Source organism: Streptomyces coryli, assembly GCF_011044975.1.
Classification (GTDB): Bacteria; Actinomycetota; Actinomycetes; order Streptomycetales; family Streptomycetaceae; genus Streptomyces; species Streptomyces coryli.
The window spans coordinates 1-15,591 of the sequence record NZ_JAAKZV010000199.1 but is presented as its reverse complement, the minus strand read 5'-3'; the positions used below and the strand labels follow the sequence as shown (position 1 = coordinate 15,591).

The window sequence follows — 15,591 nt, the reverse complement described above, 5'->3', positions numbered from 1 at the left end:
AGACAGGCACGACCGGCCCCGGCCCCTCTCCCCTTCCGTAGCCAGCCTTCCCACCCGCACCGGGACCGGCGGGAGCCCGCATCGCGGCCGTCACCATCCGATGCCAAGCCGTCGGGCAGAAGGCGCCACCGGCCTCTGCCAAGTTGGCTCAGGCCTTCGTAGCCACCGTCCGCGTATCCCGCCCCGACCTCAGCACCTTCCCGGGAATAGCCCCCGTCACCTCGTCATCCCGGATCGTCCGGATCCCATTGACCCAAACGCCCGTAATCCCAACCGCCTCCGAATCCAGCCGCGGACTATCCCCCGGCAGGTCATGCACCAGCCGCGCCTGACCCGCATCGATCCGGTCCGGGTCGAAGAGCACCAGGTCCGCGTGATACCCCTCCGCGATCCGCCCCCGCTCCCGAAGGCCGAAGAGCTGTGCCGGGTCATCCGTCAGCATCTTCACCGCCGCCTCCAACCCCACGAGCTTCCGCCCCCGCAGGCAGTCCCCCAGGAAGCGCGTCGTGTACGGCGCACCGCACATCCGGTCCAGATGGGCCCCCGCATCCGAACCACCCAGCATCACGTCCTCGTGCTGCCACGTCTGCCGCCGCAAGTCCCAGCTGTCCGGGTCGTTGTCGGTCGGCATCGGCCACAGGACCGTACGGAGGTCGTCGTTCGCGCAGATTTCCACCAAACACTCGAAGGCGTCCTGCCCCCGCTCGGCGGCGATGTCGCGCACCACACGCCCCTGAAGACCCTCGTTCGCCTCCGAGAAGGTGTCGCCGATGACGTAGCGCCCGAAGTTCGCCAGCCGCCGGAAGACCCCCGCCTCCTTGCTGTTCGCCCGCTTCAGCATCTCCTCCCGTACGGACGCATCGCGCAGCTTCGCGATCCGCTCCGGGACCGGCAGCCCCAGGATGTCGCCCCAACCCGGGATCAGATTCAGCGCGCAGAAAGTACCCAGCGACATGTTCATCGGCACCAGGATTGGCATCGTCAGCGCGACGATCCGGCCGCCCGCCTTACGGGCCCGTTCGCTCGCCAGCAGCTGGCGCGGGACGCGTTCCGGGACGGCGGCGTCGATGGTGAGGACGTTCCAGTTCAGCGGGCGGCCCGCGGCCGCCGTCATCTCCACGAAGAGGTCGATCTCCTCGTCCGCGAACTGGTCCAGGCAGCCGGCCACGATGGCCTCAAGCTGCGTGCCCTCATGCTCCGCGACCGCCTTCGACAGCGCGATCAGCTCTTCCGGCTTGGCGTGTCGTGAGGCGACCGGCTTGCCGTCGCCGTCCGAGTGGCTGGAGGACTGCGTGGTCGACAGGCCCCAGGCGCCCGCGTCCATGGCCGCGTGGAAGAGGCGCAGCATCTCCTCCATCTGCTGCTCGGTCGGCTGGCCGCCGACCGCGTCCGGGCCCATGACGTGCCGGCGCAGGGCGCAATGGCCCGCCATGAAGCCCGCGTTGACCGCGATCCGCCCCTCCAGGGCGTCGAGGTAGTCGCCGAAGCTGTTCCAGTTCCAGGGCGCGCCCTCCTCGAGGGCGATCAGGGACATGCCCTCGACCCGGGACATCATGCGGCGGGTGTAGTCGGCGTCGTCCGGCCGGGCCGGGTTGAGCGGCGCCAGGGTGAAGCCGCAGTTGCCGCCGGCCACCGTGGTGACGCCGTGGTTCATGGACGGGGTGGCGTACGGGTCCCAGAAGAGCTGGGCGTCGTAGTGCGTATGCGGGTCGACGAAGCCCGGGGCCAGGATCTGGCCCTCGGCTTCGACGGTGGTGCGGGCCGGCTCGTCGACCGACCCGATGGCGACGATCCGGCCGTCGCGTATCCCGACGTCCGCGACCCGGGCCTCGGCCCCGGTCCCGTCGACGACGGTGGCTCCCTTGATGAGCTGGTCGAGCATGGTAGCGACTTCCCTCCCTCAGCCCTGGCCCGCCGCCTGGCGGAAGCGCGTGGTCCGGTGCACCGGGTCGGTGTCGATCTTCGGGATCACGTGCTCCCCGACGAGCTTGATCGTGTTGATGGTGTCCTCGTACGAGACGCCGATCGGCAGCCCGAACGACAGCTGGTCGGCGCCCGCCTGCTCCCAGCGCTTGCACGCCCGCAGCACCTCGTCCGGATCGCCGCAGATCATCAGCTCCTGCTCGATCAGGTACTCCACGAGCTCCTCGGTGTACTCCGGGATCAGCTCCGGCCACTCCGGGATGCCCTCCGGGCGCGGGAAGGTGTCGTGGTAGCGGAAGAGCAGCGACTGCAGGTAGTTCAGGCCGCCGTTCAGCGCGATCTGCACCGCCTTCTCGTGCGTCTCCGCGCAGATCGCCGTGGACGTCACCATCACGTTGTCGTTGATGAAGTCGCCGACCGGCTCCGCGTCCTTGATGGCGCCCTTGTACGACTCCAGCACCCACTCCATGTCGGAGACCTTCTGCACGCTGAAGCCGAGCACGCCCAGGCCCTTCTTCGCCGCCATCGCGTACGAGGGCGGGGACCCGGCCGCGTACCACATGCCGGGGTGCGAGCCGCCGTACGGCTTCGGCAGGATCTTGCGCGGCGGCAGCGACCAGTGCTTGCCCTGGAAGCCGACGTACTCGTCCTGCAGCCACATCTTCGGGAACTCGGCGATGGTCTCTTCCCAGAGTTCCTTGGTGTGGTTCATGTCCGTGATCCCCGGGAAGAAGCCGAGGATTTCGTGGCTGCCCGCGCCCCGGCCGCTGCCGAACTCAAAGCGTCCTTCGGAGAGGTGGTCGAGCATGGCGACCTTCTCGGCCACCTTCACCGGGTGGTTGACCGGGGCGAGCGGGTTGAAGATGCCGGAGCCGAGGTGGATGCGCTCGGTGGCGTGGGCCAGGTAGCCCAGGAAGACGTCGTTCGCGGACAGGTGCGAGTACTCCTCCAGGAAGTGATGCTCGGAGGCCCAGGCGTATTTGAAGCCCGACTTGTCCGCCTGGATGACGTATTGCGTCTCCTCCATCAGCGCGTGGTGCTCGGCCTCCGGGTCGGCCTTGGCGCGCTTGGCGGGCACGTATCCCTGCACGAAGAGCCCGAATTCCACGGCTGCTCACTCCCTCACCGAAGCGTTGGTCGAAGCGTTTCTGACGCTCCGTCAGATTTCATCAGACTCTTGCACCGTGCCGCGACAGGGTCAAGACCTGATGAGCCGTCAACTAGCGTCAGTCCAGGCTGATCCCGGACAGCCAGCCACCGTCGATCACGAAGGGCTGCCCGGTGACGTACGACGAGTCGTCCGAGGACAGGAAGAGCGCCATCTTCGCCACCTCCGCCGGCTGCCCGATCCGGCCGAGCGGCACGATCTTGGCGTAGAAATCGTCGAGACCCTCCATGTCCCCGGGGTTGGACATGGGCGTATCGACGGCGCCCGGACAGATGGCGTTGACCCGGATCTGCTTGCGCGACAGCTCCATCGCGGCGACGCGGGTCATGCCGAGGATCGCGGCCTTGGTGGCGGCGTAGGAGGTAAGGCCGGCCATCCCGGCCAGCCCTGCGTACGAGGCGGTGTTGACGATCGTGCCGCCGCCGGCATCGATGATGCGCGGGGCGGCGTGCTTCATACCGAGGAAGACGCCGACCTGGTTCACGGCCACGACCTGCTGGTATTCCTCCAGCGGGGTCTTCACCAGCGAGTTGAAGCGCAGAATGCCCGCGTTGTTCACCAGGCCGTCGAGCTTGCCGAAGGCGTCGGTGGCGGCAGCGACGGCCGCGGTCCACTCGTCCTCCTGGCTCACGTCCAGGTGCAGATAGCGAGCGCGGTCCTCGCCGAGCTCTTTGGCGATCGCCTCGCCCTCATCGTCGAGGACGTCCGCGAGTACGACCCGCGCCCCCTCCTCAGCGAAGATCCGCGCCTCCTGCTCGCCCTGGCCGCGCGCGGCGCCGGTGATGAGGATGACCCGTCCGTCGAGCTTGCCCATCTGCGTCTCCTATGAGTCCAGGTGCGGAGCTACGTCGGCGGCGAAGGCCGCCATCTGGTCGGTGAGTTCGGTCCGGCTGCGGCAGCGGAAGCGGAGCTGGATCTGGTGCACGCCGATCGCCTTGAACTCGCGCAGCGACTCGGCGATGGCCTGCGGCTTGCCGGTGCGGGTGCGGCGACCCGTGTCCCAGCCGGGCTCGCCGATGTACAGCGGCTCAGCGATGGCGCCGATCTCGATCGGGTCCGCGACCCCCGCCTCGGCGCGCAGCCGCTCGATGCGGGCGATCTGCCCCGGAAGCTTGTCGCGCGGGTCGCCCTGCGGCAGCCAGCCGTCGCCGCGTACGGCGGCTCTGCGGGTCGCCGCCGGCGACGACCCGCCCACCCACAGCGGCGGCCGCGGCGTCTGCGCGGGGCGCGGCCGCTGCCCGAGCCCGGAGAAGGAGAAGCGCTCCCCGCTGTGCGACGGGAACTCCTCCGGCCCGAGCGCCGCCTTGAGCGCGTCCATGGCCTCGTCGAGTACGGCCCCGCGCCGCTCGAAGTCGACGCCCAGCGCCGCGAATTCCTCCTGTACGTGCCCGGCTCCGACGCCGAGGATCAGCCGCCCGTCGGAGAGGTGGTCCAGCGTGGCGTACTGCTTCGCCACCTGCAGCGGATGCCGCAGCCCCGGCACCGCGACATGCGTCATCAGCCGCACCCGCTCGGTGATCCCGGCGAGGTACGAGAGCGTGGCCACGGGGTCGTACCAGATGGTCGACATCGCCCCCGCGAGCCGCTCCGGGATGGCGACGTGGTCGCAGCAGGCGACGTACGCGAAGCCGGTCCGGTCCGCGGTCCGCACCACCTCGGCGAGATCCTCGACGGTGGCGGAGGCCTCCCAGGGCTCGGCGTAGATGGTCGACTGGGACTGGATGGGCAGCTGCATGCCGTACGACAGGCGGCCCTCGGGGAGTATGCGCACGGGAGGTCCTCCGGCTGGTTCGGCCCGTGGTGCGATGTCCTTGGTGCGATGTGCGGGCATCGGTGCGATGTGCGGGCATCGTCCTATCTGACGGTCCATCAGACAAGAGGCGCAGGGGAACCGGGCGCGGCGGACCACGGAACTCTGCCCGTCCCGTCACACGTCTTCCGGGCATGACGAATCCCACGGCAAGGCACGCCGGGCACCGCGGCACCGGGCCCGGTGCGAAGACCCCGGACGGGTGCGCGGTCGATCTCTACGCCCGGCTGAAGGCGGGTCGCGAGCCGGACGTCATCGCCGCGGCGATCCCGGCCGGCGCCACGCTGCTGGAACTCGGCTGCGGCGCCGGGCGGGTGACCGAGCCGCTCGCCGCGCGCGGCTTCCGGGTCACCGCCGTCGACGAGTCGGCCGAGATGCTGGAGCGGGTACGTGACCGCGCTCCCGCCGCGCGCACGGTGCACGCCCCGATCGAGGACCTCGACCTGGGCGAGCGCTTCGACGCGGTGACGCTCGCCTCCTTCCTGGTGCACACCGTGGACGACCGGCAGCGCGCAGCACTGCTGGCCGCCTGCCGCCGCCATGTCCGCGCGGACGGCTGCGTACTCATCGAGCGCGAGGGCCCCGACTGGCACACCAACCGGTCGCTGCCGCACGAGCGCCACGACGAGGCCGCCGGCTGCACCACGCGGGTGGTGTCGGCGGAACCGGCCGGGGACGGGCGGCTGCGGATGCGGATGGAGTACGTATGGCCGGACGCGACGTGGGCGCACGAGTTCTTCAGCCGCCCGCTCACGGAGGAGGCCTTCGAGGGGCACCTGGACGCGGCCGGGCTGGCGGTGGACCGGTATCTGACGGATGACGGGGTGTGGGTGCGGGCGGTGCCTGTGTAGCGGACTTACTCAGAACCGGCCCACAGCCCCTCCGCCGTCAGCCCCAGCAGATCGATCGCGTTCCCGCGCACGATCCGCTCGATGACGTCCGGCGCCAGGTGCCCCATCTGCGTCTCCGCCACCTCGCGGGACTTCGGCCAGGTGGAGTCGGAGTGCGGGTAGTCGGTCTCGTAGAGGACATTCGCGACGCCGATCGAGTCCAGATTCTTCAGGCCGAAGGCGTCGTCGAAGAAGCAGCCGAAGATCCGGTTCTTGAAGGTCTCCGACGGCGGCACCGTCACCTTGTCGGCGACGCCGCCCCAGCCGCGGTTCTCCTCCCAGACGACGTCGGCGCGCTCCAGGATGTACGGGATCCAGCCGATCTGGCCCTCCGCGTACATGATCTTCAGGTCCGGGAAGCGCTCCAGCTTGCCGCTCATCAGCCAGTCGACCATCGAGTAGCAGCAGTTGGCGAAGGTGATGGTGGAGCCGACGGCGGGCGGGGCGTCCGCCGAGGTGGACGGCATCTTGGACGACGAGCCGATGTGCATGGCGATGACGGTCTGCGTCTCCTCGCAGGCGCGCAGGAAGGGGTCCCAGTCGTCGGAGTGGATCGACGGCAGCCCGAGGAAGGGCGGGATCTCGGAGAAGCACACGGCGCGGGCGCCGCGGGCGGCGTTGCGGCGGACCTCGGCGGCAGCCAGCTCGGCGTCCCAGAGCGGGATGATCGGCAGCGGTATCAGCCGGCCCTGCGCGTCCTGGCCGCACCATTCCTCCACCATCCAGTCGTTGTACGCCTGCACGCAGAGCAGCCCGAGCTCCTTGTCCTTGGCCTCGGTGAAGGTCTGCCCGCAGAAGCGCGGGAAGGTGGGGAAGCAGAGGGCGGACTGGACGTGGTTGACGTCCATGTCCTCGAGCCGCTCCTTGACGGAGAAGGAGCCGGGCCGCATCTGCTCGTACGTGATGACCTCGAGCTTGATCTCGTCGCGGGAGTAGCCGACCGCGGTGTCGAGCCGGGTCAGCGGCCGGTGCAGGTCCTCGTACACCCACCAGTCGCCGATCGGGCCGTCGTCGCCGGGCGCTCCCATCTTCGGCGCGAACTTGCCTCCCATGAAGGTCATTTCCTTCAGCGGGGCGCGCACGATACGCGGTCCGACGTCGGCGTATTTGGCCGGGAGCCGGTCCTGCCAGACGTTCGGGGGCTCAACGGTGTGGTCGTCCACGGAGATGATCCGGGGAATGGCGTTCTGTGCTGGAGTCTCCATGCCGACCACCGTAGCGCCCATCTGACGGTCCGTCAGCTACGCGGACCGCGCTTATCACCGGCGGCTCACCGGCGGCTCGGCATCGCCCGCCGGCGCGGGTTGCGGTATCGGAACGTCCGTATCCGCAGCTGACGAATTCCCCTTTCACAGGGCAGACTTGGCCGGGGATGATGTGCATATGACCACGGGGAGGGGGACGGCCATGAGCGAGGACGCGCTTCGGGGGATGACAGCGACAGCTGAGCAGGTGGCAGCGGGAGAGCTGCACTTCGCGGTGCTCGGGCCGGTCCGCGCGTGGCGGGGCGGGGAGCCGTTGGCAATCGGCTCGCCCCAGCAGCGCGCCATGCTTGCCGCGCTGCTGCTCCGCGGCGGCCGCACGGCGACCGCACAGGAGCTGGTCGACGCGCTGTGGGGCGAGGAGCCACCGCCGCGGGCGCTGGCCGCGCTGCGCACGTACGCGTCCCGGCTGCGCAAGGTGCTCGGCGCGAACGCGCTGGTCAGCGAGGCGGGCGGGTATGCGATGCGGGCGGTGGCGGCGCTGGACGCCGACCGGGCCGCGACGCTGGCGGCGGAGGCCGAGGACGCGCTCGCCGCCGGCGACCTGACGCACGCCCGGGAGCTGTACGGCGAGGCGCTCGACGCCTGGGAGGGCGAGCCGCTGGCCGGCCTGCCGGGCCCGTACGCCGATCTGGAGCGCACCCGGCTGGAGGAGTGGCGCCTGTCGCTCCAGGAGGCCCGGCTGCAGGTCGAGCTCGACTCCGGCCACCACGCGGACGCGGTCTCCGAACTCACCGCCCTGACCGCGGCACATCCCCTTCGGGAACGGCTGCGCGAGCTGCTGATGCTGGCGCTGTACCGCAGCGGCCGGCAGGCCGAGGCGCTCGCCGTCTACGCGGACACCCGGCGGCTGCTGGCGGATGAGCTCGGGGTGGACCCGCGCCCGGAGCTGTCGGAGCTGCAGGAGCGGATCCTGCGGGCGGACGAAGGGCTGTCGGCGCCGCGGGCGGAGGACGACGAGGCGGCGGAGCCGCCGGTGATCCGGCCCGCGCAACTGCCCGCCTGCGTCTCGGACTTCACCGGGCGCGCGGACTCCGTCAAGGAGCTCTGCGAGATCCTGGCCACCGCGGACGGCAACGTGATGGCCGTATCGGCGGTCGCGGGCATCGGCGGAGTCGGGAAGACGACCCTTGCCGTGCATGTGGCGCACGCGGCGCGGGAGTTCTTCCCGGACGGCCAGCTGTACGTGGACCTGCAGGGCTCGGGCACGCCGGCCGAGCCGGAGGCGGTGCTCGGGTCCTTTCTGCGGGCACTGGGCACCAAGGACTCGGCGATACCGGACGGCGTCGAGGAGCGCTCGGCGCTCTACCGCTCGCTGCTGTCGGGCCGCCGCGTGCTGGCTCTCCTCGACAACGCCCGCGACGCGGCCCAGATCCGGCCACTGCTGCCGGGCGCGGAGGGCTGCGCGGCGCTGATCACGAGCCGGCACCGGATGGTGGACCTGTCCGGGGCGCACCTGGTCGACCTGGATGTGATGGCGCCGGACGAGGCCATGCTGCTCTTCACGAAGATCGTCGGCGAGGAGCGGGTGCAGAACGAGCACGAGGCCGCCATGGACGTGGTCGCCGCCTGCGGCTTCCTGCCCCTGGCGATCCGTATCGCGGCATCCCGGCTGGCCGCCCGCCGCACCTGGACGGTCTCGGTGCTGGCCTCGAAGCTCTCGGACGAGCGCCGCCGCCTGGACGAACTCCAGGCCGGCGACCAGGCGGTGAAGGCCACCTTCGAGCTGGGCTACGGGCAGCTGACGCGGTCGCAGGCGCGGGCCTTCCGGCTGCTGGGTCTGGCGGACGGCCCGGACATCTCCCTCGCGGCCGCCGCGGCGATGCTCGACCGCGGGGCGGAGGAGACCGAAGACCTGCTGGAGTCGCTGGTCGACGCCTCGCTGCTGGAGTCGGCGGCGCCCGGGCGGTATCGCTTCCACGATCTGGTACGGCTGTACGCGCGGGCGTGCGCGGAGCGGGACGAGTACCCGCCGACGGAGTGCGCTGCGGCGCTGTCGCGGCTGCTGGACTTCTATCTGGCAACAGCGGCGCGGGTGTACGAGCTGCGGCGGCCAGGCGAGGGGCTGCCGCGGTATCTGGCGTCGACCGCGACCGCGGGCCTGGACTTCACGTCATCTTCCGCCGCCATCGAGTGGCTGTTCGCGGAGGCGGACTGCCTGCTGGCCACGGTCCGGCAGCAGTCGCACAACGGGACCCTGCAGCGCGCCGCCGACCTCCTCCTCGCCACCCAGGAGGACTTGGCGGAGTCGGGAGCGTTCTCGCTCCAGTACGGCCAGGCCGCGGTCACGGTCCGCGATGCCGCCAGGGCGACGGAGGACCCGCGGGCGGAGGGCCGGGCCTGGCTCGTCATGGCTGCGACCCACAGCATGGCGGGCAACCTCGACATGGCCGACGCCGAGGCCCAACACGCGTATCTGCTGGGCCAGTCCTGCGGCGACCCGGTGGTGTGCAGCCAGGCGCCGAACGACCGGGCCATCATCGCGGGCCTGCAGAACCGCCCCGCGGACGCCGAGGCGTACCTGCACCAGTCCCTGGCCGCCTTCCGAGAGCGCCAGGACCCGGACGAGGCCAGCGCGCTGGGCAATCTGTCCCGGGTGCACCTGATGACGGGCCGTACCGCCTCCGCCGTGGAGCTGGCTCAGAAGGCGCTGGCGATCTATGTGCGACACGGGTCCGTGGTGCGGCTGGCCAACGGCCGGTACGCCCTCGGCATGGCCCTCGCCGCGATGGGCAGCCACACCGCCGCCGAATCCGAATACGCGCAGGCGCTGCAGACCTTCGAGGAGAACCGGCAGCAGTTCTGGGAGGGCATGACCCTCTTCCGCCTCGCCGAACTGCACCTGGACGCCCGCCGTCCGGCGCGGGCGGCCGCGCACGCGGAGCAGTCCCTCGCCCGGCTCCGCGACCTGGGCGGCCGGCAGCGACGGGCGACCACGCTGACGCTGCTCGGCAGGTCCCTCGACGCCCTCGGGCAGCATGTGCGCGCCCGCGCCTGCTGGGCCGAGGCGCTCGCCATCTTCGATGAGCTGGACGCCCCCGAGGCGGCTGAGCTGCGCGATCTGCTCAGCACGGCGGTGGCCGCGTAAGGCCGCGACCGCCGCAAAACGGCTCGTTCATCGAACGTTTATCGCCGCCCGCCAAGCTCTACTCCAGCGACCCGCGCAGCGGGGGGCCGGCGGGTCGCCAGGGCTCACTCAAGCACTAGTGTGAGCGGCCCTGAACGCCTGTCCGGCAGTACTCGGGGGAGCTGCCGGGCAGGCCCACCGTCCCATCAACTCCACGACGTAGTCCCGCGTAAAGGAGTCCACGCCCATGTCGGACAAGAAGAAGACCACCGAGGAAGAGGCCGTCGTCAAGCCGCTCGGCCGCCACATGCCGGGCCCCGGCGAGAACGAGGAGCCCGTCACCGAGCCGGAGGCGCCGGCTACCGACCCGGCCAAGACGGACGACGTGGTCAAGCCGACCGGTCGGCACATGCCCTGACCGACCCACCAGACTTTCCGGCGGGGGAAGACGAAGCCCGGCCACGACGGCACAGAGGGGGAGCCGCCGCGGTCGGGCTTCGTCACGTCTCAAGCCGCTCAAGCCGCCCGGTCATCCGGGAAGCGAGGCGGCGCACCATCCGCCGTCTGCTCCGGATCCACTCCCTGCGGCGCCCGGCGCCGCATCGCGTCAGGCAGCGGATGGGCCGTCTCCGGCTGCGGCTGAGGCTCCGGTGCGTGTTCGCGGCCTCGCTCGTAGGCCGAGGTCGGTGCGGGAGCGACGATCGTGTCGCCCTTGCGTCGGCGGCCCTTCGCGCGGCGCGGGTTGCCCATGATGGCCACGCCCAGCAGCATCGACACCGCCGCGAACCAGGCGTTCGCGACGCCGATGTCCATGCCCGTGCCGTCCGCGTTCACCGTGAGGCCGTCGGCGACCTGGCCCTGCCGGATCATCCACAGCACCACCGTGGCCAGCACGACCAGGGCCGCGAGGGTGATGGCGATCCGCGAGCGCATCAGCACTCCGATCACCGCGAGCAGTGCTGCCGCGATCATCGGCAGCATGATCGACTCCATGATCGGCGACCGGTTCCCGGTGATGCCGTCGAAGAGCTGACCGATGCCGTAATCGCGGCCGTGGCGGCCGTCGTACCAGGGACGGAAGGGGCTCCATACGGCGGCCGCCGCTCCGAGCAGGACGAGCGCGGAACCGATCAGGTATCGCACCTTGGATGCAGCGTTCTCGAGCATTGTCTGGCACGCCTCCCACAATCGGGCTTCGTCCTTATTTCGACGTTACGCCCGATATGCCAGGCCTGCGAGCCGGTGATCATTAACGCAGGTGAAAGCCCTGGTCACGCCCCGTGAACAGCTTCGCCTGCTCCTCCGCGGGCAGGTTCCCCAGCCCGATCAGCGCCGGCGCCTGCGCAAAGGCCTGGTCCCGCGCCGCCTGCCGCCCGGCCCACAGCGCCCGCACCGTCCCCTGCACCCCGGCCGGCGGGTACGAGGCCAGCGTCCGCGCCGCCCGTAGCGCCGCCTCCACCGCCTGCCCCGGCGGCGTCAGCTCGGAGACCAGCCCGGTCTCGTACGCCCGCCGCGCCGACACCCGCTCCGCCGTCCCCATCAGCGCCAGCCGCGCCGCCTCGCCGTACGGCAGCCGCTGGGCCAGGATCATCGCCTCGTACGCGCTGACCATCCCGTATGTCGTATGCGGATCGAAGAACGACGCCTCCTCGTCCGCCACCAGGAAGTCGCACTCGCCGAGGAGATAGAAGGCGCCGCCGCAGGCCATCCCGTTCACGGCGCCGATCACCGGCACCCACAGGTCCTGCGTCTTCGGCCCGATGTCGAGCAGGGGGTCGTCGATGACATACGGCGACACCGGCTGCGGCACCTCCGCCGACCGGTCGATGCCGGTCGAGAACGCCCGTTCCCCCGCCCCGGTCAGCACCACCGCGCGGACGTCCTCCCGGAAGCGGTAGCCCCGCCAGAGCTCGCGCAGCGCAGCCGCCGTCTCCAGGTCGATGGCGTTGAGCCGCTCCGGCCGGTCGAGCGTGACGGTCGCGACGCCGTCCTCGATATGCGTACGCAGGCTCACGGCCGCTCCAGCCGCCAGTGCGGCAGCGGCAGGCCGTCCGGATGCTCCCGGAAGTCCGCCGTCACCGCGGCGCCGATGCGCGGCTTCGGCGCCGAGCCGTTGCCATTGCCGTTCCCGTTCCCGACGAGATTGCCGACAAGCCGGATCTGCGGCGCCTCGGCGAGCTCCACCAGCACCACGTCGTACGGGGCCAGCGCGGCGTACGCGGGCAGCAGCGGCGGGTGCGCGGTCACGTACGACCAGATCCGGCCGCGGCCGCTCATCAGCCGCCACTCGCTGTCGAAGCTCTGGCAGTGCGGGCAGCACGGGCGCGGCGGGAAGCGCAGCTCGCCGCAGCCTTCCGCGGCGCAGGCCTGCATGCGCAGCTCGCCGCGGGCGGCGTACTCCCAGAAGGGGGCGCCGTCGTCGTCGGGGACGGGCTGCAGGAGTTCGTTCTGCGGGGACGTCATCTTCAGCTCCTCAGCAGCAGCGCGGACGTCGGGACACCCTCGCCCGCCGTGACCAGGCAGGTCGCGGCGTTCGGGACCTGGGCGGTGGAGGTGCCGCGCAGCTGGCGGACGCCCTCGTTGATCAGGTTGAAGCCGTGCACATACGCCTCCGAGAGGCCGCCGCCGGAGGTGTTGATCGGCAGCCGGCCGCCGGTCTCCAGCGCCCCGCCCTCGGTGAAGGCGGCGCCCTCGCCGCGGCCGCAGAAGCCGTAGCCCTCCAGGGACAGCGGGATCAGTGGCGTGAAGGCGTCGTAGATCTGGGCCACATCGACATCATCGGGGCCGAAGTCCGCCGACTTCCACAGGTGGCGGGCGGCGGTCCACGACGGGCCCGAAAGCGGGTCGTCATTCCAGTAGTTGACCATCCCGTGGTGCTGGGCGGGCAGACCCTGGGCGGCCGAATGCACGTAGACCGGCTTCTGCCGCAGATCCCGCGCCCGCTCCGCCGAGACGACCACGCACGCCAGCGCGCCGTCCGTCTCCAGGCAGTTGTCGAAGAGGCACAGCGGCTCGCTGATCCAGCGCGAGGACATGTACGACTCGCGGGTCATCGGGCGCTCGTACATCATCGCGGCGGGGTTCTGGTTCGCGCGATTCCGGCAGGCGAGCGCCACATTGAACAGATGGTCGCGGGTGGCGCCGTACTCGTGCATGTACCGCCGCGTCAGCATCCCGATCTCGTCGGCCGGCCTGAGCAGCCCGTACGGCCGGGTCCACTGCGCCGGAGTCGGCAGCTGCACCGCGGTGTTGGTCCACGGGCGCGGGCCGCTGCCGCGCTTCCGCGACCGCCAGGCGACGCCGACGGTGGCCTGGCCGGTGGCGATGGCGGCGGACAGGTGCGCGATGGTGCCGCAGGAACCGCCGCCGCCGTAACCGGTCTTGGCGAAGAAGGTCACATCGCCCGCGCCGATCGCCTTGGCAACCTCGACCTCGTCGGTGTTCTCCATCGTGTACGAGGCGAAGGCGTCGACCTCGGCGGGCTTGATGCCGGCGTCGTCGAGCGCGGCGAGGATCGCGCGGCAGGCCAAGGCCTTCTCGGACTCCGGGAGTTGTTTCGCGAAGGGCGTCTGTCCGATGCCGGCTATCGCGGTCACGTCTTTGAGGGTGGAAACCCCCATCGCCACCTCCCGGTGTCACTGTTCTCGCTGCTGACAGCGGGGAAGGCTACCGCTAATCTGACGGATAGTCAGCTACCGGGAGGGGACATGGCAGTGCAGAAGGCAGCCGGCCCGGCGTGGGACACCATCCCCGCCCTGGTGCGCCACGCGGCGACGGCCCACGCCGGCCGCGAGGCGGTCGTCAGCGGCCGCACCCGCATCAGCTACGCGGACCTCGGCACCCGCGTCGACCGCGCCGCCGCCGCCTGCATCGCCTCGGGCGTGCGGCGCGGCGACCGGGTGGCGATCTGGGCGCCGAACACCCTGGAGTGGATCGTCGCCGCCCTCGGCGCGGTGACGGCGGGCGCGGTGCTCGTACCCATCAACACCCGCTTCAAGGGCAGCGAGGCCGCGTACGTCCTGGAGCGCTCCCGCGCCCGCACCCTCTTCGTCACCGGCACCTTCCTCGGCACGTCGTACGTCTCCTCGCTGCGCCGCGCGGCGGGCGAGGGGCCGGGCGCGGGCCCGCTGCCCGGGTTGCCGCACCTCGAGGACGTGGTGGTGCTCTCGGACGACGCCCCGGAGGACTTCCGCACCTGGAACGCCTTCCTGGCGACGGGCGAGGACGTCCCGTCGCAGCAGGTCACCGCCCGCTCGGCGGAGATCGGTCCGGACGACCCCTCGGACATCATCTTCACCTCCGGCACCACCGGCCACCCCAAGGGCGCGGTGATCTCCCACGCCCAGACCCTGCGCGCCTACGACGCCTGGGCCGAGCTCGGCGGCCTGGAGGAGGGCGACCGCTACCTGATCATCAATCCCTTCTTCCACACCTTCGGCTACAAGGCCGGCGTCATCGCCTGTCTCACGCGCGGCGCGACGATGATCCCGCAGCCGGTCTTCAACGTGGACACGGCCCTCGCCAACATCTCGGCGGAGCGCGTCAGCGTGCTCCCGGGCCCGCCCACCATCCACCAGCAGCTGCTCGACCACCCGGCCCGGGACACGTACGACCTCTCGGCGCTGCGCCTGGTGGTGACGGGCGCCGCGGTGATCCCGCTGCGGCTGGTGGAGCGGCTGCGCGACGAGCTCAAGATCGGGACCGTCCTGACGGCATACGGGCTGACGGAGGCCTCCGGCATCGTCACGATGTGCCGCCGCGGCGACCCGGCCGAGGTGATCGCGGCGACCAGCGGCCGGGCGATACCCGGCACGGAGGTGAAGGTCGTCGACGCGGCGGGGCGGACGCTGCCGGCGGGCGAGCCGGGCGAGGTCATGGCCCGCGGATACAACGTCATGCGGGGCTACTTCGAGGCCCCGGAGGAAACCGCGCAGGCCATCACCGAGGACGGCTGGCTGCGGACGGGGGACGTGGGCGTACTGGACGAGGGCGGGAACCTCCGCATCACGGACCGCATCAAGGACATGTTCATAGCCGGCGGCTTCAATGCCTATCCGGCCGAGATCGAGCAGACTCTCGGCCTGCACCCGGCGGTGGCGGACGTGGCCGTGATCGGCGTCCCCGACGCCCGCCTCGGCGAGGTCGGCAAGGCCTTCGTCGTACGCCGCGCGGGCACCTCGCTCGACGAGGACGAGCTGATCGCCTGGGCCCGGCGCGAGATGGCGAACTACAAGGTCCCGCGCCAGGTGACCTTCCTCCCGGAGCTCCCGCGCAACGCGAGCGGCAAGGTCCTCAAGACACGCCTGCGGGAATAGCCGGCCCGGCGGATCCGCTTCGGTAGGCATAGCTCTGCACACCCGTACCACGCTTTACGAGGAGCTCTGAGCGACTATGCCGCTGCCGCAGAACGAACGCGAAGCCTTCCTCGCCGAACCGCACATCGGCGCCCTGTCCATCACCCGCCCCGACCC

The 15,591-nt window shown here is 71.0% G+C and carries 13 protein-coding genes; 4 read left to right on the top strand and 9 right to left on the bottom strand.

Going from position 1 to position 15,591, the window contains the following annotated elements; genetic code table 11:
- Positions 1 to 148: 148 nt before the first annotated feature.
- From G5C51_RS31285 to G5C51_RS31270, 4 genes are all read right to left on the bottom strand, one after another.
- Complete coding sequence (locus G5C51_RS31285; protein WP_165242256.1) at positions 149 to 1,882, bottom strand: N-acyl-D-amino-acid deacylase family protein; 1,734 nt, start codon at positions 1,880 to 1,882, stop codon at positions 149 to 151.
- An 18-nt stretch (positions 1,883 to 1,900) separates the two neighbouring features.
- The gene (locus G5C51_RS31280; protein WP_165242254.1) at positions 1,901 to 3,031 is read right to left on the bottom strand and encodes an LLM class flavin-dependent oxidoreductase; all 1,131 of its coding nucleotides are present in this window, start codon (positions 3,029 to 3,031) and stop codon (positions 1,901 to 1,903) included.
- Between the two features lie 118 nt (positions 3,032 to 3,149).
- On the bottom strand, positions 3,150 to 3,905 hold the full coding sequence (locus tag G5C51_RS31275) for an SDR family NAD(P)-dependent oxidoreductase (RefSeq protein ID WP_165242252.1): 756 nt from the start codon (positions 3,903 to 3,905) through the stop codon (positions 3,150 to 3,152).
- A gap of 9 nt (positions 3,906 to 3,914) precedes the next feature.
- Complete coding sequence (locus tag G5C51_RS31270) at positions 3,915 to 4,826, bottom strand: LLM class F420-dependent oxidoreductase (protein ID WP_240930059.1); 912 nt, start codon at positions 4,824 to 4,826, stop codon at positions 3,915 to 3,917.
- A gap of 209 nt (positions 4,827 to 5,035) precedes the next feature.
- Here G5C51_RS31270 and G5C51_RS31265 point away from each other — a divergent pair, with 209 nt between their 5' ends.
- Positions 5,036 to 5,752 (top strand): class I SAM-dependent methyltransferase, encoded by a 717-nt coding sequence (locus tag G5C51_RS31265; protein ID WP_165242248.1) that lies wholly within the window; start codon positions 5,036 to 5,038, stop codon positions 5,750 to 5,752.
- A 5-nt stretch (positions 5,753 to 5,757) separates the two neighbouring features.
- On the opposite strand, the gene G5C51_RS31260 is transcribed toward G5C51_RS31265, so the two are convergent.
- Positions 5,758 to 6,996 (bottom strand): amidohydrolase family protein, encoded by a 1,239-nt coding sequence (locus tag G5C51_RS31260; protein ID WP_165242246.1) that lies wholly within the window; start codon positions 6,994 to 6,996, stop codon positions 5,758 to 5,760.
- Between the two features lie 178 nt (positions 6,997 to 7,174).
- On the opposite strand from G5C51_RS31260, the gene afsR reads away from it, so the two are divergent.
- Positions 7,175 to 10,141 (top strand): SARP-family global regulator AfsR, encoded by a 2,967-nt coding sequence (afsR, locus tag G5C51_RS31255; protein WP_476715146.1) that lies wholly within the window; start codon positions 7,175 to 7,177, stop codon positions 10,139 to 10,141.
- A gap of 226 nt (positions 10,142 to 10,367) precedes the next feature.
- Positions 10,368 to 10,538 (top strand): hypothetical protein, encoded by a 171-nt coding sequence (locus G5C51_RS31250; RefSeq protein WP_165242242.1) that lies wholly within the window; start codon positions 10,368 to 10,370, stop codon positions 10,536 to 10,538.
- Positions 10,539 to 10,636: 98 nt separating this feature from the next.
- Here G5C51_RS31250 and G5C51_RS31245 read toward each other — a convergent pair whose 3' ends face one another.
- The 4 genes from G5C51_RS31245 to G5C51_RS31230 form a co-directional block, all read right to left on the bottom strand.
- Positions 10,637 to 11,287, bottom strand: a complete 651-nt coding sequence (locus tag G5C51_RS31245) for a hypothetical protein (protein ID WP_165242240.1) — start codon at positions 11,285 to 11,287, stop codon at positions 10,637 to 10,639.
- Positions 11,288 to 11,369: 82 nt separating this feature from the next.
- Complete coding sequence (locus G5C51_RS31240) at positions 11,370 to 12,134, bottom strand: enoyl-CoA hydratase-related protein (RefSeq protein WP_165242238.1); 765 nt, start codon at positions 12,132 to 12,134, stop codon at positions 11,370 to 11,372.
- Positions 12,131 to 12,583, bottom strand: coding sequence for a Zn-ribbon domain-containing OB-fold protein (locus G5C51_RS31235; RefSeq protein ID WP_165242236.1), 453 nt, complete (start codon positions 12,581 to 12,583; stop codon positions 12,131 to 12,133). Before G5C51_RS31235 ends, G5C51_RS31240 begins: the two co-directional genes overlap by 4 nt.
- Before the next feature lie 2 nt (positions 12,584 to 12,585).
- The gene (locus G5C51_RS31230) at positions 12,586 to 13,740 is read right to left on the bottom strand and encodes a lipid-transfer protein (protein ID WP_165242234.1); all 1,155 of its coding nucleotides are present in this window, start codon (positions 13,738 to 13,740) and stop codon (positions 12,586 to 12,588) included.
- A gap of 87 nt (positions 13,741 to 13,827) precedes the next feature.
- Between G5C51_RS31230 and G5C51_RS31225 the strand changes: the two genes are divergently transcribed.
- Entirely contained in the window at positions 13,828 to 15,435 is a 1,608-nt protein-coding gene (locus G5C51_RS31225; RefSeq protein WP_165242232.1) for a FadD3 family acyl-CoA ligase, read from the top strand.
- The last annotated feature ends 156 nt before the right edge of the window (positions 15,436 to 15,591 follow it).

What these genes read in the sequence shown, in the direction of transcription:
- G5C51_RS31270 (WP_240930059.1), bottom strand. Translation starts at nt 4,826, where the DNA reads ATGCAGCTGCCCATCCAGTCCCAGTCGACCATCTACGCCGAGCCCTGG.
- G5C51_RS31275 (WP_165242252.1), bottom strand. Translation starts at nt 3,905, where the DNA reads ATGGGCAAGCTCGACGGACGGGTCATCCTCATCACCGGCGCCGCGCGC.
- G5C51_RS31260 (WP_165242246.1), bottom strand. Translation starts at nt 6,996, where the DNA reads ATGGAGACTCCAGCACAGAACGCCATTCCCCGGATCATCTCCGTGGAC.
- G5C51_RS31265 (WP_165242248.1), top strand. Translation starts at nt 5,036, where the DNA reads ATGACGAATCCCACGGCAAGGCACGCCGGGCACCGCGGCACCGGGCCC.
- afsR (WP_476715146.1), top strand. Translation starts at nt 7,175, where the DNA reads ATGACCACGGGGAGGGGGACGGCCATGAGCGAGGACGCGCTTCGGGGG.
- G5C51_RS31235 (WP_165242236.1), bottom strand. Translation starts at nt 12,583, where the DNA reads ATGACGTCCCCGCAGAACGAACTCCTGCAGCCCGTCCCCGACGACGAC.
- G5C51_RS31225 (WP_165242232.1), top strand. Translation starts at nt 13,828, where the DNA reads ATGGCAGTGCAGAAGGCAGCCGGCCCGGCGTGGGACACCATCCCCGCC.
- G5C51_RS31230 (WP_165242234.1), bottom strand. Translation starts at nt 13,740, where the DNA reads ATGGGGGTTTCCACCCTCAAAGACGTGACCGCGATAGCCGGCATCGGA.
- G5C51_RS31285 (WP_165242256.1), bottom strand. Translation starts at nt 1,882, where the DNA reads ATGCTCGACCAGCTCATCAAGGGAGCCACCGTCGTCGACGGGACCGGG.
- G5C51_RS31250 (WP_165242242.1), top strand. Translation starts at nt 10,368, where the DNA reads ATGTCGGACAAGAAGAAGACCACCGAGGAAGAGGCCGTCGTCAAGCCG.
- G5C51_RS31245 (WP_165242240.1), bottom strand. Translation starts at nt 11,287, where the DNA reads ATGCTCGAGAACGCTGCATCCAAGGTGCGATACCTGATCGGTTCCGCG.